The organism is Olleya sp. 1-3 (genome assembly GCF_002836085.1).
GTDB classification, from domain to species: Bacteria; Bacteroidota; Bacteroidia; order Flavobacteriales; family Flavobacteriaceae; genus Olleya; species Olleya namhaensis.
Genome location: NZ_PJBW01000007.1, coordinates 118,127 through 141,388, shown reverse-complemented (window position 1 = coordinate 141,388; position 23,262 = coordinate 118,127). Strand labels below are relative to the sequence as shown.

The following is a 23,262-nucleotide window of genomic DNA, read 5'->3' as shown; positions in this document are numbered from 1 at the left end:
CCTACAAAATTAACATTTTAAAATTACTTTTTATTAAGAAAATTATAAATCTAGAACATCAAATTTATTCCTAATGATGCTGTATCAAAATCTGCTAGTGTGTAAGAGGCGTTTAAACCAAAAACACCCAATTTCAAATTCGCGCCAAGTGTAGCTGTAACACCACTTGTGTCTGATTTTACAGAGAATGGATCTACAATTTCTTCTGAAAACAAAATACCGTTTGAGACTCTGTAAGTCCCTAATAAATCTGTTTCTGATGTTGCACTTAAATATCCTATCGCTCCGTAAACATTAAAAACATCGTAATTAGTCCCAGCAATTAATTGAAATAACAAACTATTGACATTGGTTTGTACTTGTTGATTCTCGCCATCAACGACATCTGTTTTTGTAAAATCATAATTAGCATCTAAATGTGTGTACGTTACCAAACCCGAAACTGAAAGCGGAAAACTAGTCCCTTCTGGTAACCAAGCTGTAAATTCTTGCTGAAGACCAACACCGTACAATCCTATTTTAGTATCGTCTGTTTCTACTTTTGGAAAATATCTAGCTTTTATTTGTGTACCCTTAAATACAGAAAAGCTTCCTTGTAAAAAAGCAGTCGGAATTAAATTTACATTAGCAGACCCTACGCCTGTCGGTAAGGTTAACTCCACTTCTTGGTTCCCAAAAATAGGATCGCTATAGGTTACAATAACATTTATTGCTGGATCATTATGTCCTAAAGCTGTTGCTACAGTTTTTGAGGCACTATTATCTGAAAATCTTATGTTTTCGTAATCTGACACATTTAAATCAAATGCTTTGTTTTCGTCCTTTATAAAAGAAGCATTTCCTATAATTGAGAATTCAAAACCATACTTTTCTGGTGATTTAGCATTATTAAACCATCCAGAACTAATCCCATAAGCCAATCCATCTGTTGCTGGCAATACATATTGTCCGGCAAACTGCTGTGCATCATTAATACCTGCTGCCAATAAATCGTTTAAGTTTTGTTGCGCAAAAGACATCTGAAAAGAAAGCGCTAATACTATTAAAATAATTGTTTTTTTCATTGTTATATATTTCTTTCTATAGGTATAAACGTAAAAATATGTGTTTTGGTTTTTCTGAGTAAAATTATTACCATCAAAAACTAGTATCGTGTTGACTTAAACCGATTCACAAAAGACATAAAAAAAGGAAACATTAAAAAATGTTTCCTTTTTAATATAAAAATACTTTACTAATTATGCATCAATATTTGCGTAAATAGCGTTTTTCTCAATAAACTCACGTCTTGGTGGTACTTCATCCCCCATTAACATAGAAAATACGCGATCAGCTTCAACACCATTATCTATTTGAATTTGACGTAATGTTCTAAATTCAGGATTCATTGTTGTATCCCAAAGTTGTTCTGCATTCATCTCTCCAAGACCCTTATAACGTTGAATTTTTGAAGAATCACCAAACTCTTCCATAATCTTAATACGTTCTTCATCACTCCAAGCATACTGCTTTTTAGCACCTCTTTTAACTAAGTATAAAGGTGGTGTTGCAATGTAGACATGTCCGTTTTCAATTAATTCTTTCATATATCTAAAGAAGAAAGTCAAAATTAAAGTTTCAATATGCGAACCATCAATATCGGCATCACACATGATTACTATTTTATGGTATCTTAATTTAGAAAGGTTTAAGGCTTTACTATCTTCTTCTGTACCGATAGTTACACCTAAAGCTGTAAAGATATTTTTTATCTCTTCGTTTTCAAACACTTTATGTGTCATCGCTTTTTCAACATTTAAAATCTTACCACGTAACGGTAAAATAGCTTGAAACGCTCTGTCACGACCTTGCTTTGCCGTACCACCTGCCGAATCCCCCTCGACTAAGTATACTTCACATTTTGCAGGATCTTGCTCAGAACAATCAGATAATTTCCCAGGTAAACCACCTATACTCATTACTGTCTTACGCTGTACCATTTCACGTGCTTTTTGAGCGGCGTGACGGGCTTGTGCTGCAAGTATTACTTTTTGCACAATGATTTTAGCATCGTCTGGATTTTCTTCTAAATAATCAGATAACATTTCTGAAACAGATTGACTTACCGCTGCAGAAACTTCTCTGTTTCCTAATTTAGTTTTTGTTTGTCCTTCAAATTGAGGTTCTTGAACTTTTACCGAAATAATAGCTGTTAAACCTTCACGGAAATCATCTCCTGCAATATCAAACTTTAACTTGTCTAACATTCCTGACTCATCCGCATACTTTTTAAGCGTATGTGTTAAACCACGTCTAAAACCAGAAAGGTGCGTACCACCTTCGTGCGTATTAATGTTGTTTACATAAGAGTGTAAGTTTTCTGCATATGATGTATTATAAATCATTGCAACCTCAACTGGCACTCCGTTTTTTTCACCTTCAAAAGAAATAACATCTTTCATTAAAGGCTCTCTTGTAGCATCTAAAAACTTGATAAATTCTTTTAATCCTTCTTCAGAATGAAATGTTTCACCTTCAAAAGAACCATCTTCTTTTTTACTTCTTCTATCAACTAAATGTACTGTAATACCTTTATTCAAATACGCCAATTCACGCATTCTACTAGCTAAAGTATCATAGTTATAAATTAACGTTTGTGTAAATATTGTTGGATCCGGTCTAAAAGTAACTGTTGTTCCTCTTTTATCTGTATCTCCAATTGCTTTTACTGGGTATAATGCTTTTCCTTTAGAATACTCTTGCTCCCAAATTTTTCCTTCTCTATATACTGTTGCTGTTAAATGATCTGACAATGCATTTACACAACTTACACCAACACCGTGAAGTCCACCAGAGACTTTATAAGAATCTTTATCAAACTTTCCACCGGCACCAATTTTAGTCATTACAACCTCTAAAGCTGAAACACCTTCTTTTTTGTGCATTCCTACAGGAATACCACGACCGTCATCTTCTGTAGTAATCGAGTTATCCTCGTTAATTGTAACTGTAATATTATCACAATGACCAGCTAAGGCTTCATCAATCGAGTTATCTACAACTTCATATACTAAATGGTGTAAACCACGTACTCCTACATCTCCAATATACATTGAAGGACGCATACGTACATGCTCCATACCCTCTAAAGCTTGGATACTATCTGCCGAATATCCATCTTTATTGAACTCTTCCTTTTTTTCGCTCATATTTATATTGTTTATGATCTATTTCTGTTATTTAGGCATAAAAAAAGATGCGATTAAGCGTCCTTTTGAATACAAACAAATATACACAATTAAAAACGTTTTTCAAGTGTATTTAAGCGTAGAGATGAAAAATTATTAACATTTGTTAATTATTACAAAACCCTCTTAAAACGTCTAAAAATAGCTTTAAAATTAAAATACAGAATTTAAAATAGTTGTAAAAAAGCTAAAAAACACAAAACCCCGCAGAAGCGAGGTTTTGAGGCTAATAATCTTTATAATATTTTATCAATTACACAAAATTACTTGGATGTTGCGTAAGATTTATCATGTACATTGGCAATTGCACGTCCAGATGGCTCATTCATGTTTTTAAAGGCTTCATCCCACTCTAATGCTGTCGCAGTACTACATGCAACACTTGCTTCTTGTGGCACGCTTAAAGCAGCTGCATCACTAGGGAAGTGTCCTTCAAAAATAGAACGGTAATAAAACTCTTCTTTGTTTTGCGGTGTCTGTATTGGAAAACGGAATTTAGCATTTGCCATTTGCTCATCTGTTACTGCTGTATCTACTACTTCTTTTAAAGTATCAATCCAACTATATCCCACACCATCACTAAATTGTTCTTTTTGTCTCCATGCTACGCTTTCTGGTAACATATCTTCAAATGCTTTACGGACTACCCATTTTTCCATGCGCTCTCCATTAATCATTTTATCTTGTGGGTTGATACGCATGGCAACATCCATAAATTCTTTATCCAAGAAAGGTACACGACCTTCTATTCCCCAAGCTGCTAAACTCTTGTTTGCTCTTAAGCAATCGTACATGTGCAACTTATCTAATTTACGTACAGTTTCTTCATGAAACTCTTGTGCATTGGGTGCTTTATGAAAATATAAATACCCTCCAAAAATCTCATCAGCACCTTCACCAGACAATACCATTTTTATTCCCATAGATTTAATAACTCTCGCCATTAAATACATTGGTGTAGACGATCTGATTGTGGTTATATCATAGGTTTCTATGTTATAAATCACATCTTTTATTGCATCTAAACCTTCTTGTATAGTAAATTTAATTTCATGATGCACTGTTCCAATATGATCCGCTACTTTTTGTGCTGCAGCTAAATCTGGAGACCCTTCTAATCCTACAGCAAAAGAGTGCGTTTGTGGATACCAAGCTTCTGACGTGTCATCACTTTCAATACGTTTTTGAGCATACTTTTTAGCAATTGCTGATACTACTGAAGAGTCTAAACCTCCCGATAACAACACACCATAAGGCACATCACTCATTAATTGTCTGTGTACCGCTGCTTCTAGAGCTTCTTTTATTTCGGCAATACTTGTTTCGTTTTCTTTTACAGCATCATACTCACTCCAATCTCTATTGTACCATTTTACAAATTCACCATCTTTACTAGACATATAATGTCCTGGAGGAAATAATTCTATCTTAGTACAAACACCTTCTAAAGCTTTTAATTCTGAAGCAACATAAAAAGTTCCGTTTTGATCCCAACCAATATATAAGGGAATAATCCCCATGTGGTCACGTGCAATAAAGTACTCGTCTTTTTCAACATCGTAGATTGCAAATCCAAAAATCCCGTTCATTTCATCTACAAAATCAACACCTTTTTCTTTATAAAGCGCTAAAATAACTTCGCAGTCACTTTCTGTTTGAAACTCGTATTTACCTTCAAACTGCTTACGTAATGCTCTGTGGTTATAGATTTCGCCATTAGCTGCTAAAACCAATTTACCATCAGGGCTAAATAACGGTTGTTTTCCAGATGCTGGATCTACAATTGCTAAACGCTCATGCGCTAAAATAGCTTTATCATCACTATAAATTCCTGACCAATCTGGTCCACGATGACGAATAGTTTTAGACATTTCTAAAACCTGAGGTCTCAAATCTTCACTTTTTTGTTTTAGGTCGAAAGCACATACAATTCCACACATAACTTATATATTTTAAATTCTTTAATTCTAATTGATGTAGCAAATATTGGCTTTATGTTTCAATTTTAAAACAGTAAACACTAAAACACTTACAATTTGTAACTAAAAAATACAAATTCACCATCAATTGCATCTCTAAACCAATAATTATCTAAGGTTTGGTATAGATTTTTAATTTTAAACAACCTTTTTAGCTTAAAAACCAAATACTAACCAACAGTATTACAGAAAAAAGCAAGATTACATATTTTCTTAACTTATTTAAGTTATACTATTTAAAACAATAACACGACATTAAATACAAATGACAAACTACAATAATATAAAAGTGCTCCAAAAGGAACACACATTCCAATTGAAGCACTTTTTATAAATTATTATAATATTTAGGTTACTTAAAAAACATAAGATAAACTGAAGAAATATCGAAAGAAAGATTTAAACCAAACACTAAACTAAAGCAAAAATTAGATTTTAACATGTCCCCAATTCTCACCTGTTTTAATACGGTGTAACTGCATTTCGGACACACCAAATTGTCGTGCTAGTATTTTTAACCTTGTGCGCCTTTTAGGATCAAAAAGTCGTTTTTTAAGTCTTATCACCTCCGTTTCGGTTAATTTAGAGGCTGGAATGACTTTTTTTCTGGTTTTGTAATGCGGATTATTAAATTGATGCACTTCCTTTTCTCGCTTAGTTGCCCATTTTAAATTTTCGATAGTATTATTGCTTTTATCGTAATCTAAGTGCAACACAAATTTAGCGTCTTCAGGTTTTTCCAAATGGTGTTGGGCAACTAATTTGTGAATGTATCTTGCAGTACGCTTACCGTCCTTTTTAAAAACAGGTATGGTACTATATCCATTAATAGGATATGGCTTCTCTATTAAAACATCTACCCCATCTACGACTTTACAAAGCCGTCCAAGGTTAGATATTTTAAATTTTATTTGTTCCGAAATAATTTGGTCAAAAATTACGGGTTTCCAAGTTTCGTTGTAAAAATTTCTAATCATAAAGCAAAGTGTATAAGGATTACTTACGCTGTGATTAATAGTTATAGTCTAAAGTACAACTTTTTTACGGAATATTTAAATACTTATGCGTTTGTAATGATACTTTCCATTTTGGATTAGCCATAACATAATTCACAATCATAGGGATCATAGTATCACGCTTGCTCCATTCTGGCTGTAGATATAAAATACAATCACTATTCACTTTAGCAGCTTGCTCTTCAGCAAACTTAAAATCGTCTTTATTGTAAATAATACATTTTAACTCGTGTGCCTTATCATAAACTCCTTGAGTAGGTAGTTTCATTTTTTTAGGAGATAAACAAATCCAATCCCATTGCCCAGTTAACTCGTAAGCACCAGAAGTTTCAATATGGATTTTACAGCCTTCAGCTTTAAGCTTATCCGTTAATGCTGTCATATCCCAAGTTAATGGCTCACCTCCAGTAACTACTACAGTATCACTATACTTTTTAGCATTAGCAACTATAACATCTGTACTAGTTGGCGGATGTAAATTAGCATTCCAACTTTCTTTAACATCACACCAATGACATCCAACATCACAACCACCAATTCTTATAAAATAAGCAGCAGTTCCTTTATGGAAACCTTCTCCCTGGATAGTATAAAACTCTTCCATTAAAGGCAGCATCAATCCTTTGTTAACTAAATCTTGTATCTCTTGTTTCATGGACTGCAAATATAATCTTATCTATTGGAAATTTTAAGCATTTAAAGTTGAAAGTTTTCAATGATTTACGCTAAGATTAGTATTTTTACATCAAATAATTTCAAGAATGAGTAGACAAGACGAATTTTTCAAACACATCACAGAGGGAAACACTTGTAAAGGCGACTATATAACATTGGGATCTGCTATGCTAGATGGCCAAACGGTTAAAGATGCTTTTGTAAACGTGCCATTAAAAACCATGAATAGACATGGTTTAATCGCAGGTGCTACAGGAACAGGTAAAACTAAAACCCTACAAGTTTTAGCAGAAAACCTAAGTGATAAAGGAATTCCGGTCTTACTTATGGATATTAAAGGGGATTTAAGTGGTATTGCACAACCTAGTCCTGGACATGAAAAAATTGACGAACGTCATGCTAAAATTGGATTACCCTTTGAAGCTAAAGGTTTTCCTGTTGAGATATTAAGTCTATCGGAACAAGATGGTGTAAGACTTCGTGCTACAATAAGCGAATTTGGTCCTGTATTATTATCAAGAATTTTAGACCTTACAGATACACAATCTGGAGTAGTGTCTGTTATTTTTAAATATTGTGATGATAATAAATTACCGTTATTAGATTTAAAAGATTTCAAAAAAATATTACAATACTGCACTAACGAAGGTAAAGAAGAGTTTCAAGAAGAATATGGACGTATCTCCTCTGCCTCTACTGGAGCAATCCTTAGAAAAGTTATAGAAATAGAACAACAAGGTGGTGATTTATTTTTTGGCGAAAAAAGTTTTGAAGTTGAAGATTTATTAAGAACCACAAGAGATGGTCGTGGGTATGTTAACATTATTAGATTAACAGACATACAAGACAGACCAAAATTATTCTCGACATTTATGCTAAGTTTATTAGCAGAACTTTATGAAACTTTACCCGAGCAGGGCGATTCTGGAAAACCAGAATTAATCATGTTTATTGATGAAGCACACCTAATTTTTAACGAAGCCTCTAAAGCATTATTAAACCAAATAGAAAGTATTGTAAAACTAATCCGTAGTAAAGGTGTTGGTTTATACTTTGTCACACAAAATCCAACAGATGTGCCAGAAGGTGTATTAAGTCAGTTAGGTTTAAAAATACAACACGCCCTGCGTGCCTTTACAGCAAAAGACAGAAAAGCAATTAAATTAACTGCTCAAAATTATCCAGACACGGATTATTATGACACCGCAGAGGTCTTAACCTCATTAGGTACAGGAGAAGCTTTGGTATCTGCCTTAGACGAAAAAGGAAGACCTACACCACTTGCATCAACTATGATGCGTGCACCAATGAGTAGAATGGATGTTTTAAACGATAATGAGCTACAAGCGTTACTAGACGACTCTAAGTTAGTTTTAAAATATAACGACACAATAGATCGCGAAAGTGCCTATGAGTTATTAAATAAAAAAATAGAAAAGGCTGAAGCTTTACAAATTGAAGAAGACGCTAAAGCGGAAAAAGAAAAAGAGAAAGAACAAGCAGCAAAACAATCTAGATCAACAACTACAAGACGAAGAAGCACTGCCCAAAACCCGATAATTAAAGTACTAACAAGTGCCACTTTTATTAGAAGTGTCTTCGGTATTTTAAAACGTGTAATGAAATAGTTTTAAAACACGACAGCGTAACAAAACACTATAAAAAGTATTTCGCTTAAGCGGAAATAAAAAATAACACCAATGAAAAAAACAATAGTATCCCTTAGTATTTTAGCATTAATCCTTACTTCTTGTGGTAAAGGAACAGATCCATATTTAGTTCAAAACCAAAACGTAGGATTATTAACCGACTCTACTCAAGTTAAAGAATTAAAAACGATATATGCAAACGACTCCATAATAAGTCCAATTGCTGGAGATGAGTTTTCCGGATCAATAAACACTATCGAGGTATACGAAAAAGGAGGAAAACATTTATTAAGTATCATTCCAAAACAATTACTAGATTCTACTTCAACAATATCTAGTATCAAGTTTAAAGATGCAAGATTTAAAACAGACAAAGGGATTACTAGCAATAGTACTTTTGGAGACATAAAAAAGAATTACACAATAACAAAAATTCAGAACTCATTTAAAAGTGCTTCTATTTTTGTAAAAGAAAGTGATGCGTTTTTCTTAATTGATAAAAAAGAATTACCAGCAGAATTTAAAGTTGATACGCACAAAACAATCGAAGCAACTAACATTCCAGAAACTGCCAAGGTTAAGCATTTTATTTTAGGTTGGTAAATTTTAGAGGATAGCTTAAATGAATAAAAAAGATATTCCTAATGACGTAATAAGGTTTTGGGAAAGTAATCGTTACCTATTCAATTTAGGTAATGGATTATTCGGTATTTTAGGCTTAATACTTTTTGCTGATTATTTTGAAATACAAGAGATTATAGGTCTTATAGTTTACGCCTTAGTTGCAAATATTCTATATTCCTCAGGAATGTTATTAGAAATAGTTGATTTTTACTATTTAAAAAACAAATTAGGTTTGAATAGATTTAGATATTTATTTTTAATATCGGGATTACTATTCTCTTATTGTGTAACTTTTATAGGTGTAATTATACATTACACACCAAATTTTTAAAATGGAAAACAAAAAAAAATATACCATACAAAACAGTCCATTTGTTGTTCCTACAACGGATGGTAAATTAATAGAAGAGCATGTTGGTTTAGCAACAGATGGCAATAAAGATATTAGCATTGCCCACATGGTTGCTCCTGCTGGTTGGAGCGAACCGTTTCAAACCCCTGCATTTGATGAGTATACTTACATTATTAAAGGAAAGAAGCAATTTATTATTGATGATGAAGAAATAATATTAGAAGCTGGACAATCTATTAAAATAGAAAAAAACACTCGTGTACAATACTCAAACCCATTTACAATAGCTTGCGAATATATTGCCATTTGCACGCCTGCTTTTTCAATGGACTTAGTAAACAGAGAAGAATAAAAAATGAAAAAAACAATTGCTAAAGTACTGCCTAAAATAATTGGTAACGGTTTAAACGCGGTTAGCTATGTTGCGCCTAAATACGCAAGCGCAAAAGCATTAGACATATTTGCAACGCCTAGACAAGGACGCTTTAAAGACAAACATCAAGCGTTTTTAGACACTGCTAAACAACATACTTTAAACTACGATAATAACACTATACAAACCTACAATTGGGCTGGAACTAAAAAAACAATCTTACTAGCGCATGGTTGGGAAAGCAATACCTTTAGATGGAAAAAATTAGTTGAAGCGTTACAGCTTTTAGACTATAATATAGTGTCCTTAGATGGTCCTGCTCATGGAAATTCTAGCGGTACACAGTTTAATGCAATTTTATATTCTGAGTTTTTAAATGTAGTTGCTAAACACTATAAGGCAAATGTGATTATTGGTCATTCGGTTGGTGGTATGGCTTCTGTGTTTTTTCAACATAAATATCAAAATGATTCGTTACAAAAAATGATTTTGCTTGGCGCACCTTCAGAATTTACAAACGTTTTTAAAAATTATGTCAATATGTTAGGTTTTAATAAACGTATTGAGAACGGATTAAACCAATTAGTTTTAGAGCGTTTTAATAATTTACCATCACATTTTTCAGCTGCTAAGTTTATAAAAGAAATTGATTTAGAAGGTCTTATTATTCATGATAAAGGAGATAAGATTATACAATATGACGAAGCAGAGCTAATTTCGTCTAACTTTAAAAATTCAACATTAATTACCACACAAGGTTTTGGTCACGGACTACGCGACGATAGTGTAAACAAGGCTATTATTAACTTTATTAAATCGTAAAACATTTTGGAAGAAAAATTAACAAGACTTAATAAATACCTCAGCGAAGCTGGTTTTTGCTCGCGTCGTGAAGGCGATAAACTAATTGATGCTGGACGCGTTACTATTAATGGTGTTGTACCAGAAATGGGAACAAAAGTAACTCCTAGTGATGTTGTTGCTGTAGATGGCGAGATTATTAAAGCCAATACAGAAAAGCCTATATATTTAGCGTTTAACAAACCTGTAGGTATTGTTTGTACAACAGACACAAATGTTGAAAAAGACAATATTATTGATTACATTAATTATCCAAAACGTATTTTTCCAATTGGACGTTTAGATAAATTAAGTGATGGTTTGATCTTTATGACAGATGATGGTGATATTGTAAACAAAATTTTACGTGCTAGTAACAATCACGATAAAGAATATTTGGTAACGGTTGACAAAGCAATATCACAAACCTTTATAAACAGAATGGCTAGCGGAATATATCTTGAAGACTTAGACCGTACAACTAAAAAATGTTCTGTTAAAAAAATAGATTCTCATACATTCAGAATTATTTTAACGCAAGGTTTAAACAGACAGATTAGACGTATGTGTGAGTACTTAACTTATGAAGTAACATCACTTAGACGTGTTAGGATAATGAATATCAAATTAGATGTTCCTGTTGGAGAATACCGTGAGTTTACAGAAAAAGAGTTAAAAACACTACACTTACTTTTAGAAGACTCTACTAAAATACATGAAGCTAAAACTGCCAAAGAAAACACTACTAGAATAAGTAAAGCGAGTAAAGAGAGACAATCTCGAGAAACTACTGAGCATAAAGCAGAACCGTCTAGAGATGATTTAAAGGAAGAACAACCTATTAGAGAAAATAGAGAACGTCCAATTAGAAACCGTCGTAAAGAAGATTAAATTATGGGCAGCGTATCTCCTTTTCATTTAGCAATACCAGTTCATAATTTAGAAGCTTGTCGTCTGTTTTATAGAGATATTTTAAATTGTGAAGAAGGACGTAGCAGTGATCAATGGGTTGACTTCAATTTTTTTGGACACCAATTAGTCATTCATTATAAAGAAAAAACGACAACAGAAACTGTGGCCAATGAAGTTGATGGAAAACACGTACCTGTACCGCATTTTGGTGTTGTTTTAGATTGGGACGCTTTCGCGGAATTTGAAGCACACTTGAAAACTAAAAAGATTCATTTTATTATTGAACCCTACGTGAGATTTGAAGGTTTAGTTGGAGAACAAAAAACAATGTTTTTTAAAGATCCTTCTGGCAATGCTTTAGAGTTTAAGACCTTTAAAGATAATAGCCAATTATTTGCGAAGTAATAATTACACAATATAAAATAGCCCGCACTAGAAAAACTAGTGAGGGCTATTTTTTTTAGCACAAATTAAGCTTACTAATTAACAGCGTTTTTATTTTTCTTACTAACTAAAAAGAAAGGAAAATAAATAAGGAAAAAAGCTGGTATTAAAATTAACTGCGCTGTAATAACATACGTGGGCCACTCTCCAAAATAATCTAAAATAGTAGCTGATTTTGGTTTCTGATTTAAGTAGCCATAATTAGCATCAAGCAATTTATTTATACCCATTAATATTAGTAAATACACTTGTAAACCTATAAATGACTTAACAACGCTTTTCAGGTTTGGTTTCATTTTAAAAACTACAATAGCATAAGCAATTATCAATATTAAACCTAAATGGACCACCCAATATCGGAAGTAATCAAAACTAGGAAAACCAACTTCAATCTCTGGTGTAATAACGCCCTGAGTAGTGCCAATAATAACCCAAAATACTAAAAATTCAAATAAGACAAATCGCCTGGTTGCAGTAAACGCCACTATAAATAAGGCCATAAAACTGCATAAAAACAACGGTAAATCTGTTTGTAAACTGTACCCACCTTTACTAATTTGATACCCATGAAAAACAACCATAACCCCTGATACAAAAACCCCAAGTAATTTAAACACTTGTATTTGTATACTCTCATGTTTGTTTTTTGCATATAAAATAACAACAAAACCCAATACTATAGTTAATAGTATTGGTAGTATATGTTGTAAACTTCCAAACAGTACTCGTGTAGTTAATTCCATAAAAAAACCTGAAACAATTAGTTTCAGGCTGTAAAATAAGTAATTATTTTTATATCGTTATGATCTTTGAATATGACGCTCTCTTGCCAATAATGTGTTTTTTAATAACATTGCTATAGTCATTGGTCCTACGCCTCCAGGAACAGGTGTTATATGACTTGCCTTTTTACTTACGTTTTCAAAATCTACATCTCCAGTAATACGGTAACCTCTCTCTTTAGTCTCATCCGGCACACGTGTAATACCAACATCAATAATAACTACATCATCTTTTACCATTTCTGCTTTTAAGAAATTAGGAACACCTAATGCCGAAATAATAATATCTGCTTGACTAGTAATTTGTGTTATGTTTTTAGTATGACTGTGTGTTAACGTTACGGTACTGTTACCAGGAAATCCTTTACGTCCCATTAAAATACTCATTGGTCTTCCAACAATATGAGAACGACCAATTACTACAGTATGTTTTCCTTTAGTATCTACATTATACCTGTCTAACAATTCTAAAATTCCGAAAGGTGTTGCAGGAATAAAAGTAGACATATCTAATGCCATCTTCCCAAAATTCATTGGGTGAAAACCATCAACATCTTTATCAGGGTTTACAGCCATTAAAACCTTTTGTGTATCTATTTGATCCGGTAATGGTAATTGAATGATAAAACCATCAATATCATCGTTATTATTAAGCTCTTCAATTTTATCTAACAACTCAACTTCACTTGTAGTATTAGATAATCTTACCATTGTAGATTCAAAACCTACACGTTCACAGGCTCTAACTTTACTTCCTACGTAAGTTAAACTTGCACCATCGTTTCCAACTATAACAGCAGCTAAATGGGGTACTTTTTCGCCATTAGCTTTCATCTTATCGACTTCTGCTTTTATTTCGTTTTTGATGTCGTTACTAACTTTTTTTCCGTCTAAAATTGTCATGGTTTAAATAGTCTTCAGGTTGTAGGCCTCAGTTGGCGATCTACAAATTAATATATATTGTAAAACAACGTAAAAAGCAAAAACAGCCTACTTTGGACTGTTTTTTACTTCTAATTTATTTCATGTTTTTCATGGCTTGCATCATGGCTTTTCCTTTACCACCTTGCATCATTTTCATCATCTTGCTCATTTGATTAAATTGCTTTAGCAACTGATTAACTTCTTGCACAGATGTTCCAGATCCTTTACCAATTCGTTTTTTACGACTGGCGTCAATGATAGCTGGATTAGTACGCTCCTTAACTGTCATGGAGTGGATAATAGCTTCGATACCTTTAAAAGCATCATCATCTATATCTACATCTTTCATCATTTTTCCAGCACCAGGAATCATTCCAATAAGGTCTTTCATGTTCCCCATTTTCTTGATTTGCTGAATTTGCTTTAAGAAATCGTCAAAACCAAATTGATTTTTAGCAATTTTCTTTTGAAGCTTTCTAGCTTCTTCCTCATCAAACTGCTCTTGAGCACGCTCTACTAAAGACACAACATCTCCCATACCAAGGATACGATCTGCCATACGAGAAGGATAGAATATATCAATAGCTTCCATTTTCTCTCCAGTACCAATAAATTTAATTGGCTTATTTACTACAGATTTAATAGATATTGCTGCTCCACCACGTGTATCCCCATCTAATTTAGTTAAGATAACACCGTCAAAATTAAGAACATCATTAAAGGCTTTTGCTGTATTTACTGCATCTTGCCCTGTCATTGCATCTACCACAAATAATGTTTCTTGTGGTTGTATAGCTTCATGGATATTAGAAATTTCTTTCATCATTGCTTCATCAACAGCTAAACGACCGGCTGTATCAATAATAACAACGTTATGTCCATTTTGCTTTGCATGCGCAATACCCGCTTTTGCAATAGCAACAGGATCAGTATTTCCTTTATCACTATAAACATCAACTTTTATTTGATCTCCTACAACATGTAATTGATCTACTGCAGCTGGACGATAGACATCACAAGCTACTAATAAAGGTTTTTTAGTTTTTTTATTTTTCAAGAAGTTAGCTAACTTACCTGAAAAGGTAGTTTTACCAGATCCTTGTAAACCAGACATCAAAATAATAGTTGGTGTACCAGACATGTTAATGCCTTCTACATCACCACCCATTAATTCAGTTAATTCGTCTTTAACGATTTTAACCATTAATTGTCCTGGTTGTAACGTTGTTAAAACGTTTAGACCTAGTGCTTTTTCTTTTACTCTATTAGTAAAATCTTTAGCAATTTTAAAGTTAACATCGGCATCTAAAAGTGCTCTACGTACTTCTTTTAAGGTTTCGGCAACGTTTACTTCTGTAATGCTACCATGTCCCTTTAATACGTGTAACGCTTTATCTAACTTTTCGCTTAAATTATTAAACATAATTTTTTCTGGTTTTAAGAAGCACAAAAATAGCAATTTGAAGCGTATTTACGAAGTTTCATATATAAATAATTCCATAAAAAAAGGCTGCTAAAATTAGCAACCTTTAATCAACTTAACTTAAACTAAGTTTTAAATACAATCTTTATCCAAAACTAACTCGTTATTACTATTGCTGACGTCATGCAGTATCATTTGCTCTCCGGTACACTCCACAACATTAAAATCGCCATTTAAAACCTGTACATTTCCTCCAGATATATTTGAAAAAGAAACCACTACTTGACCGCTACTACCAGAAGTAGCCCAATTACCGGTGTAAGTTTCAGTATCTGATGCGATTGTCATGTTTTGATCATCCTGAAAATTAATGTCAAATATATCAAAACTACTATCTCCGGCGTAATTGGTAATAGTCCATACGCACATTTGTAAGGTGCCATCAACATCGCCTTCTGTACAGCTAGTAGAACAGTTTTCTACAAGAATAGTAACCTCAAATATTTGATATGTATTAGGATCATTAGCTAACTCAACTCTAGCATAAAGCACATCTGGGTTTGCCATATTTGTGTATGGAGATACTAATGCGTTTATACTTGCTTCTGCGTCTGCATTAGTATTATAATAGTAAACTACTAAATCATTTTGTGCACAGTCTTGATAGATTGTATCAATATCAAAAGCGGTAAATAAATCCAATGTATCGTCATTATCACATATTGTAACTGTAATATCTTCAAAACAATCAAAAAGATTAGCCGTATTACAATTATTAAGTAGTACTAATGTATCATCGCCTTGTTCCAAAATTAATTCGCCCGAAGCACATTCCACAACTTTCCATTGCCCATTATATGCTTCTAAACCATTAAAATCTATAAACACATACAAGTAACCGCCAATTGTAGCAATATCCCAACTACCATCATAAAACAAATCACCTTCAAACAATGTTGATATTATAGTATTATCTTGAAAACTAAATGTGGTAAAGGATGGAGTATATCCATTTAAACTAGGGATTTGTCCACAACTTAGTAAATAATCACTAACATCTATTTGTGTACAGTCATTATCATCTGTATAATCGTAATCATCATCCTCATCACAATTACCATCGGCACCATTTATAGCATTTTCTAATTCTTGATTGCTATTAACTTCAATAGTATCACCATTAGCCAAAACCATTGTTACAGGAAAATTTAAACTTGCCAGTATCGGTCCTTGTAACGATTCTAAAAACAGATATAATGCTTGATCATCCTCTATTATTGTTACTTCTGTAACCTGAAAATCAGTATTATAAATAGAAAACGCAATTGGATATTGAAAATCAATACACTCAATATCATCATCTGCTTCATTCTCACCATTACAATTTTCTATTTGCCCTTCTAATTCGCCTTGATTATTTATTACAATTTGAGAATAATTATTTAAAACAACGGTAATAGGAAACGTGATCCCAATGATATCATCATCTGTTGTAAAGGCTTCTAATAATGTTTCCAACACATCATAATCTGTAATACTTTCAATAGTTACTGTAACGCCATTTGTTGTAATGGTAACCGGTAACAAGACCTCCAAACAATTAGCATAATCTATAATATTATCTATAGACCCATCATTTAAAACGGTATTACTTATAAGGTTGGCAATTGTTGAATTACCTGATATTAAATCGTCTTGCTGATTTACAATTTCTGACTCTTCATTTTGACAAGAAAAAAATAACATCAAAACTAATAACGGAAATACAAGGGTAGTTTTAAAATTCATAATTGTTTTGGGATTGGTTAATTTCTCTTTTTCAAGGGTATACATTTCGGGTTTCGTTAATAAAACATTTATTTTTAAGAAACTCCTACCCTAAAAATCAAAAAAAATAGTTCTACTTTGTAGCTTTATAAAATATTATGTCAAAAAATTTACATAAAGATATTTGCGATAAATCAAGATTTGAAGCGCTATTTAAACAGCATGCTAAAAACCTACATGACTTTTTGTATTACAAATTTGGTGATCGCTTAAATCCAGAAGATAAAGCACAAGAAGCATTTATTAAGTTATGGCAAAACTGTGAAAAAGTGACGCCAAGTAAAGCAAAAAGCTTTCTATTTACAATTGCTAATAATTTAATGTTAAACGAAGTTGCGCATCAAAAAGTGGTCTTAAAACATCAAAAAACAATAACATCACACCACACCAATTTGTCTCCTGAATTTTTAATGGAAGAAGATCAATACCGTCAAAAATTAGAAAAAGCAATATCTAATCTTACAGAAGCGCAACGTGTCGCTTTTTTAATGAATCGTGTAGAAGGTAAACGTTTTAAAGAAATTGCATCCCTTTTGGATATTAGCACAAAAGCAGTAGAAAAGCGAATCTATGGTGCTTTAAAAAAATTAAGACAAGACATAGAAGAATTATAATAGTAATTAAGGTAGGATTTTTACTCTTGACCTTGTTATATGTTTGAATTGCAATTATGAATAAAGAAGAATTAATATTAAAATGGTTAGATAATAACTTATCGCCCGAAGAGCTTGAAGTATTCAAAGCTCTGGAGGAGTATGAGTCTATTACAAAATTATCTAATTATACCAAGGAATTTAAAGCACCAGAATTTAATACTGAAGCTGCTTTACAGTCTACATTATCTAAATTAGAATCTAAATCTGTTTCTAAAAACAAATGGTTTGCACCGTTACTAAAAGTAGCTGCCATACTAGCCATCTGCTTTAGTACTTATTATTATACCACAACTTTAGACACTACTATAGCCACACAATACGCAGAAAAAACACAAATAAAACTTCCGGATCATTCCAAAGTAAATATAAACGCATTATCAAAAATTACTTATAATAAGAATCAATGGGATGCTAACAAACGTAATATTAACCTTGAAGGTGAAGCCTTTTTTAAAGTTGAAAAAGGAAGTACTTTTAACGTTATCACAGATGCCGGAATTGTAAGTGTCGTTGGGACACAGTTTAATGTTAAGCACCGTCAGAATTATTTTGAAGTTACTTGTTTTGAAGGTATAGTAAGCGTAACTCTTAAAGATCAAACTACTGTATTAAAAGCTGGAGATTCTTTTTTAATTATAGATGGTAATCAAATAGAACGCTTAAAAACCAACAGCCAACAACCTGATTGGATAAATAGTGTAAGTAGTTTTATTAGCGTACCTTTAAAAGAGGTATTAGCTGAGTTTGAAAGACAATATAATGTCAAAATAGAAGTTAATACTATAACAACAAGTACATTGTTTTCTGGTAAGTTTACACATAATGACATAAATATTGCATTACAATCTATAACGCAACCATTACAATTACAATACAAAAAAGTTAACAAAACCATTATTTTAACGCGTGAGTAAATCGTTAAAGACTACACTACTTATTTACCTATTACTAGTTTGTAGTTTTTCCGTTTATGCCCAAAATAAAAAACTACCATTGTTAGATGTTTTGTCTACAATAGAGTATCAATTTAAAGTCAGTTTTTCTTATGCTGACAAAGTCATTAATGGCGTTATGGTTGACTATAACGTAAAAGATAACCTTAGTACTACCCTTTTAAAATTAGAATCTCAAACGGACTTAAAATTTAACCGTTTAGACAGTCACTTTATTACAGTTACTACTAATAAAGATGCCTTTTCTTTTCAAAAATTAGACGAAATTACTATATCCAATTATTTAACAACCGGAATCAATAAAGACAACTCCGGAGCTATTACTATTGCACCCAAACAATTTGGTATTTTACCTGGTTTGATTGCACCAGATATTTTAAAGACCATACAAGACTTACCCGGTGTTTTAAGTGTTGACGAGACCGTATCTAATATTAATGTTAGAGGTGGTACGCATGACCAAAATCTGATTTTATATGACGGTATTAAGATGTATCAATCCGGTCATTTTTTTGGATTAATTTCGGCCATCAACCCTTACTTAACAAAAAGTGTTGCTATAACAAAAAACGGTACAAGTGCTAGATTTGGAGATGGTGTATCTAGTGTTGTAGATATGCAATTATCGGATAGTTCTAACGAAGAATTTAGTGCTGGAATTGGTATAAATATGATTACCGCAGATGGCTTTGCAATAATGCCCTTAGCTAAAAACACACAACTACAGTTATCTACAAGAAGATCTTTAACAGATGTATTAAATACTCCAACTTACAACCAATACTTTAAACGTGTCTTTCAAGACGCTAATGTTAGTAATAATGCAATATCCACTACTAAAAACCAAACCTTCAAGTTTAGTGACATCTCTTTAAAATTATTACACGATTTTAGTAAAAAAGACAAGCTAAGATTTACACTCTTAAATGTATTTAATCAATTGGATTTTGAAGATGCTAGCAATACATCAGATTCAGAAAACAGAACTAATCAATTAAAGCAACAAAATCGAGCATCGGCATTACAGTATGAACATGTTTGGAATAATAAATTAACAACAAGTATAAAAGGATATTATTCTAATTATGATTTAAGATCCTCAGACTACGATATTATTAATAACCAACGCCTGATTCAAGAAAACAAAGTCATTGACAATGGGTTTAACATAGATGCTAGTTATACCTTTAATAAGGTAATAAAGGTAAATGGAGGCATTCAGTTTAACGAAATTGGTATCAGTAATCTAGAAGAAGTAAATGCACCCTTTTTTAAACGCAATATAAAACGTGTCCTTCGTACTTATAGCGCTTACGCGGAAACTGTGTTTAGTTCTATTAATAAAAACACACAACTAAAACTGGGACTGCGACAAAATTATTTTCGAAAATTTAATATTTCCATTACCGAACCTCGTTTTTATTTTAGTCAACGTTTTCTAAAAGATTTTAGGTTGGAATTATCTGGAGAATATAAAAGTCAAAGCACTTCTCAACTTATAGATTTGCAAAACGATTTTTTAGGAGTAGAAAAAAGACGATGGGTTTTAGCCAATGACAATACAATTCCGATTCAAAAAAGCAAACAAATAAGTTTAGGATTAATATATAACAAACACAAATTATTACTAAGTGCTGAAGGGTATTATAAAACTGTAAATGGTATTACCACTAGAAGCCAAGGATTCCAGAACCAATACCAATTTACAAATGCAATCGGAGACTATACCGTTAAAGGTTTAGATGTCTTAATAAACAAAAAAACGGATGCTTTAAGCACATGGATAAGCTACAGTTATAGTGATAACAACTACACTTTTGATAACTTAAATAATAACGATGCTTTTCCAAGTAATTTTGATGTAAAACATCAGATAAACTTTGGGAGCACTTATCAATGGGAGCAACTAAAATTAGCCTTTGGAGTTAATTGGCGCTCCGGTAAGCCTTACACTAAACCAGATAGCAATACGCCTAATACAGGTAACACTATTAACTATCAAGCACCAAATAGTAGTCGATTAGAATCCTACGTCAGAGCCGACTTATCTGCTACATATCAATTTAAACTAGGAAACAATAAGGCTGTTATTGGCGCATCAATTTGGAATATTCTAGATAAAGAAAACATATTAAACACCTATTATACTGTAAAAGAGGATCAAGTCTCTAAAATAGAAAATGTGTCTTTGGGCCTAACCCCTAATGTTAGTTTTAGAGTAAAATTTTAATTTAATTTTGGTCTAATAAAAAAATATACAAACAAAAAACGCCTCTTAAATAAGAGGCGTTTTTTTTTATAATAAATAGTTTACTTAAAAGTATACTTAATCTCTTAATAAAGGCATTGTACTGCAACGTAACAAGCCTTCTTGTTTTGCAATCTCTGCATACGGTACTTCTTCAACAGTAAAACCATTGTTTCTTAACCACCCGTTTAAACGTGTAAAGTTTTTTTCAGAAATAATAACATCCTCAGAAATACTAAATATGTTACTATTCATATTAAACATTTCTTCTTTTGAAATTATAAAACAATTGTCTTTGCCAAAAAAGTCTAATAACCATTCAAATTCAGTTTCATCTCTAAAACCTTCTTTATGCAAAATAGCTTTATTAGTTCCAATAGGCTGAAAACAACAATCTAAATGCAATGCATTATCATGTGGATTAGTTTGCGATTTATTAAGGTCAAAACTCTTTACTGTTTTATTAGGAAATTGTTCTGTAATAAAGTCTACTCCTGCCTTATTAGTTCTAGCCACGATATAATCAGAATAATCTTCACCTCTATAGGTACCTATAAAAATATAGTCATTCCAAAGCATAACATCTCCACCTTCAATATGTACTTCCTCTGGTGGACGAATTACCTTTTTAGGATCTATCTGGTCAATAACATATTGTATTGCTTCTAGCTCGTTCTCACGATCTGGAAGGATATTAGCTTTTACAAAAACGTCATCAATTACAAATGCAATATCACGAGCAAAAATCTGATTACAATCCTGAATTAATTCAGGTCTGTAAACTTTGACATCATATTTCTCAAAAACTTTAGCCACAGCTTCCATTTCTGTAACCATATCTTTTTCTAAAGGATAAGTTCCGGCTTTAATATGTAATAAAGATTTTGGATCGTAAGCCTCTTCTAATTTGGGTGTTGGTCCATTACTAACTGCTGTTCCTAAAACAACTGCTCTTAATCTAGATGTTTCGTTTTTTACGTTTATTTTCAACATAAAGTGTGGGTATAAAAAAGCTCCATAGTAATATATGAAGCTTTCTTTAATATAATTTTAAAATTTTATCTTTCAGAAACTGACTTGAAAGGTCTTAGGTTTTCACCAATATAAATTTGTCTTGGTCTTCCAATTGGTTCTTTACGGTTACGCATTTCTTTCCATTGTGCAATCCAACCTGGTAAACGTCCTAATGCAAACATTACTGTAAACATTTCTGTTGGTATACCCATACCTCTGTAAATAATCCCTGAGTAGAAATCTACGTTTGGATATAATTTACGATCTACAAAGTAAGGATCACTTAAAGCTTCTTCTGCTAAACCTTTTGCTATATCTAATACTGGATCATCAATACCTAAATCAGCTAAGACTTCGTCAGCTGCTTTTTTAATAATTTTTGCTCTAGGATCAAAGTTTTTATAAACTCTGTGTCCAAAGCCCATTAAACGGAAAGGATCTTGTTTATCCTTAGCTTTAGCCATATATTTTTTAGTGTCTCCACCATCTTCCTTAATACCTTCTAACATTTCTAAAACTGCTTGGTTAGCACCACCATGTAATGGTCCCCATAATGCAGAAATACCTGAAGATAAAGACGCGAATAAACCAGCGTGAGAAGATCCTACAATTCTAACAGTAGATGTAGAACAGTTTTGCTCATGATCTGCATGTAAGATTAATAACTTATCTAAAGCATTTACTAAAATTGGATTTTGAGTGTACTCTTGATTTGGTTTTTTAAACATCATTTTAAGGATGTTTTCTACATAACCTAAAGAATCATCACCGTAATCTAATGGCAATCCTTTTTGCTTACGCATTGTCCATGCTACTAACACAGGAAATTTACCCATTATCTTACAAACTGTATTGTAAACATCTTCTTCAGAGTCTACATTTACAGAAGATGGGTTAAATGCTGTTAAAGCACTTGTTAAAGATGATAACACTCCCATTGGATGTGCTGACTTAGGAAAAGCATCTACGATCTTCTTTACGTCATCATCAACAACAGATTGTTCTTTAATATCTTGTTCAAACTTTAATAATTCTTCTTTAGTTGGTAACTCTCCAAAAATCAATAAAAATGCAACTTCTAAGAAATCTGCTTTTTCGGCTAATTCTTCAATAGAATAACCTCTATATCTTAAAATTCCTTTTTCTCCATCTAAAAATGTAATAGCACTTTCGCAAGATCCTGTGTTTTTAAAACCTGGATCTATAGTTGTTACTCCTCCAGTAACAGCTCTAAGATTTTTAATATCTATTCCTATTTCATTTTCTGTACCAACAATTAAAGGAAATTCGTGCTTTTCTCCATTAATTTCAATCGTTGCTTTATCTGACATATATATTAATTTA

The 23,262-nt window shown here is 32.4% G+C and carries 21 protein-coding genes; 10 read left to right on the top strand and 11 right to left on the bottom strand.

The window, feature by feature from the left end; genetic code table 11:
• Nucleotides 1-50 precede the first annotated feature (50 nt).
• The 5 genes from CXF54_RS09910 to CXF54_RS09890 form a co-directional block, all read right to left on the bottom strand.
• Nucleotides 51-1,064 (bottom strand): DUF6588 family protein, encoded by a 1,014-nt coding sequence (locus CXF54_RS09910; protein WP_101203409.1) that lies wholly within the window; start codon nt 1,062-1,064, stop codon nt 51-53.
• Nucleotides 1,065-1,238: 174 nt separating this feature from the next.
• Nucleotides 1,239-3,188: a DNA topoisomerase (ATP-hydrolyzing) subunit B gene (gene gyrB / locus CXF54_RS09905; RefSeq protein WP_090841195.1), complete on the bottom strand. Its 1,950-nt coding sequence runs from the start codon at nt 3,186-3,188 to the stop codon at nt 1,239-1,241.
• Nucleotides 3,189-3,490: 302 nt separating this feature from the next.
• Complete coding sequence (asnB, locus tag CXF54_RS09900) at nt 3,491-5,167, bottom strand: asparagine synthase B (protein ID WP_090841197.1); 1,677 nt, start codon at nt 5,165-5,167, stop codon at nt 3,491-3,493.
• Between the two features lie 467 nt (nt 5,168-5,634).
• Nucleotides 5,635-6,183 (bottom strand): HNH endonuclease, encoded by a 549-nt coding sequence (locus tag CXF54_RS09895; RefSeq protein WP_101203408.1) that lies wholly within the window; start codon nt 6,181-6,183, stop codon nt 5,635-5,637.
• 64 nt (nt 6,184-6,247) lie between these two features.
• Nucleotides 6,248-6,877: a 7-carboxy-7-deazaguanine synthase QueE gene (locus CXF54_RS09890; RefSeq protein WP_101203407.1), complete on the bottom strand. Its 630-nt coding sequence runs from the start codon at nt 6,875-6,877 to the stop codon at nt 6,248-6,250.
• 106 nt (nt 6,878-6,983) lie between these two features.
• Between CXF54_RS09890 and CXF54_RS09885 the strand changes: the two genes are divergently transcribed.
• The 7 genes from CXF54_RS09885 to CXF54_RS09855 all read left to right on the top strand — a co-directional run bounded on the left by CXF54_RS09885 (nt 6,984) and on the right by CXF54_RS09855 (nt 12,052).
• On the top strand, nt 6,984-8,525 hold the full coding sequence (locus CXF54_RS09885) for a helicase HerA-like domain-containing protein (RefSeq protein WP_101203406.1): 1,542 nt from the start codon (nt 6,984-6,986) through the stop codon (nt 8,523-8,525).
• A gap of 72 nt (nt 8,526-8,597) precedes the next feature.
• Nucleotides 8,598-9,149 (top strand): hypothetical protein, encoded by a 552-nt coding sequence (locus CXF54_RS09880; protein WP_101203405.1) that lies wholly within the window; start codon nt 8,598-8,600, stop codon nt 9,147-9,149.
• A 19-nt stretch (nt 9,150-9,168) separates the two neighbouring features.
• Nucleotides 9,169-9,501, top strand: coding sequence for a hypothetical protein (locus CXF54_RS09875; protein WP_101203404.1), 333 nt, complete (start codon nt 9,169-9,171; stop codon nt 9,499-9,501).
• Between the two features lies 1 nt (nt 9,502).
• The gene (locus tag CXF54_RS09870) at nt 9,503-9,874 is read left to right on the top strand and encodes a cupin domain-containing protein (RefSeq protein WP_090841207.1); all 372 of its coding nucleotides are present in this window, start codon (nt 9,503-9,505) and stop codon (nt 9,872-9,874) included.
• Nucleotides 9,875-9,877: 3 nt separating this feature from the next.
• A complete protein-coding gene (locus tag CXF54_RS09865; RefSeq protein ID WP_232782604.1) occupies nt 9,878-10,717 on the top strand; it encodes an alpha/beta fold hydrolase in 840 nt (279 codons plus the stop codon).
• Nucleotides 10,718-10,723: 6 nt separating this feature from the next.
• The gene (rluF, locus tag CXF54_RS09860; RefSeq protein ID WP_090841209.1) at nt 10,724-11,626 is read left to right on the top strand and encodes a 23S rRNA pseudouridine(2604) synthase RluF; all 903 of its coding nucleotides are present in this window, start codon (nt 10,724-10,726) and stop codon (nt 11,624-11,626) included.
• A gap of 3 nt (nt 11,627-11,629) precedes the next feature.
• Nucleotides 11,630-12,052, top strand: a complete 423-nt coding sequence (locus tag CXF54_RS09855; RefSeq protein WP_101203403.1) for a VOC family protein — start codon at nt 11,630-11,632, stop codon at nt 12,050-12,052.
• Nucleotides 12,053-12,126: 74 nt separating this feature from the next.
• On the opposite strand, the gene CXF54_RS09850 is transcribed toward CXF54_RS09855, so the two are convergent.
• From CXF54_RS09850 to CXF54_RS09835, 4 genes are all read right to left on the bottom strand, one after another.
• Nucleotides 12,127-12,834, bottom strand: a complete 708-nt coding sequence (locus CXF54_RS09850) for a TIGR02206 family membrane protein (protein WP_090841213.1) — start codon at nt 12,832-12,834, stop codon at nt 12,127-12,129.
• Nucleotides 12,835-12,891: 57 nt separating this feature from the next.
• The gene (locus CXF54_RS09845; protein WP_090841215.1) at nt 12,892-13,776 is read right to left on the bottom strand and encodes a bifunctional 5,10-methylenetetrahydrofolate dehydrogenase/5,10-methenyltetrahydrofolate cyclohydrolase; all 885 of its coding nucleotides are present in this window, start codon (nt 13,774-13,776) and stop codon (nt 12,892-12,894) included.
• Between the two features lie 115 nt (nt 13,777-13,891).
• Nucleotides 13,892-15,220 (bottom strand): signal recognition particle protein, encoded by a 1,329-nt coding sequence (ffh, locus tag CXF54_RS09840; RefSeq protein ID WP_090841217.1) that lies wholly within the window; start codon nt 15,218-15,220, stop codon nt 13,892-13,894.
• Nucleotides 15,221-15,352: 132 nt separating this feature from the next.
• Complete coding sequence (locus CXF54_RS09835; RefSeq protein WP_157823430.1) at nt 15,353-17,008, bottom strand: hypothetical protein; 1,656 nt, start codon at nt 17,006-17,008, stop codon at nt 15,353-15,355.
• A 137-nt stretch (nt 17,009-17,145) separates the two neighbouring features.
• On the opposite strand from CXF54_RS09835, the gene CXF54_RS09830 reads away from it, so the two are divergent.
• The 3 genes from CXF54_RS09830 to CXF54_RS09820 are packed head-to-tail and all read left to right on the top strand — an operon-like array spanning nt 17,146 to nt 20,886.
• Nucleotides 17,146-17,661 (top strand): RNA polymerase sigma factor, encoded by a 516-nt coding sequence (locus tag CXF54_RS09830; RefSeq protein ID WP_090841221.1) that lies wholly within the window; start codon nt 17,146-17,148, stop codon nt 17,659-17,661.
• Between the two features lie 56 nt (nt 17,662-17,717).
• Nucleotides 17,718-18,617, top strand: a complete 900-nt coding sequence (locus CXF54_RS09825; protein ID WP_101203401.1) for a FecR family protein — start codon at nt 17,718-17,720, stop codon at nt 18,615-18,617.
• Nucleotides 18,610-20,886, top strand: a complete 2,277-nt coding sequence (locus tag CXF54_RS09820) for a TonB-dependent receptor plug domain-containing protein (protein ID WP_101203400.1) — start codon at nt 18,610-18,612, stop codon at nt 20,884-20,886. The genes CXF54_RS09825 and CXF54_RS09820 overlap by 8 nt, the downstream gene beginning before the upstream one ends.
• Before the next feature lie 96 nt (nt 20,887-20,982).
• Here CXF54_RS09820 and CXF54_RS09815 read toward each other — a convergent pair whose 3' ends face one another.
• Nucleotides 20,983-21,897, bottom strand: coding sequence for a dimethylarginine dimethylaminohydrolase family protein (locus CXF54_RS09815; protein ID WP_090841227.1), 915 nt, complete (start codon nt 21,895-21,897; stop codon nt 20,983-20,985).
• A gap of 65 nt (nt 21,898-21,962) precedes the next feature.
• Nucleotides 21,963-23,249 (bottom strand): citrate synthase, encoded by a 1,287-nt coding sequence (locus tag CXF54_RS09810; protein WP_101203399.1) that lies wholly within the window; start codon nt 23,247-23,249, stop codon nt 21,963-21,965.
• Nucleotides 23,250-23,262: the final 13 nt, after the last annotated feature.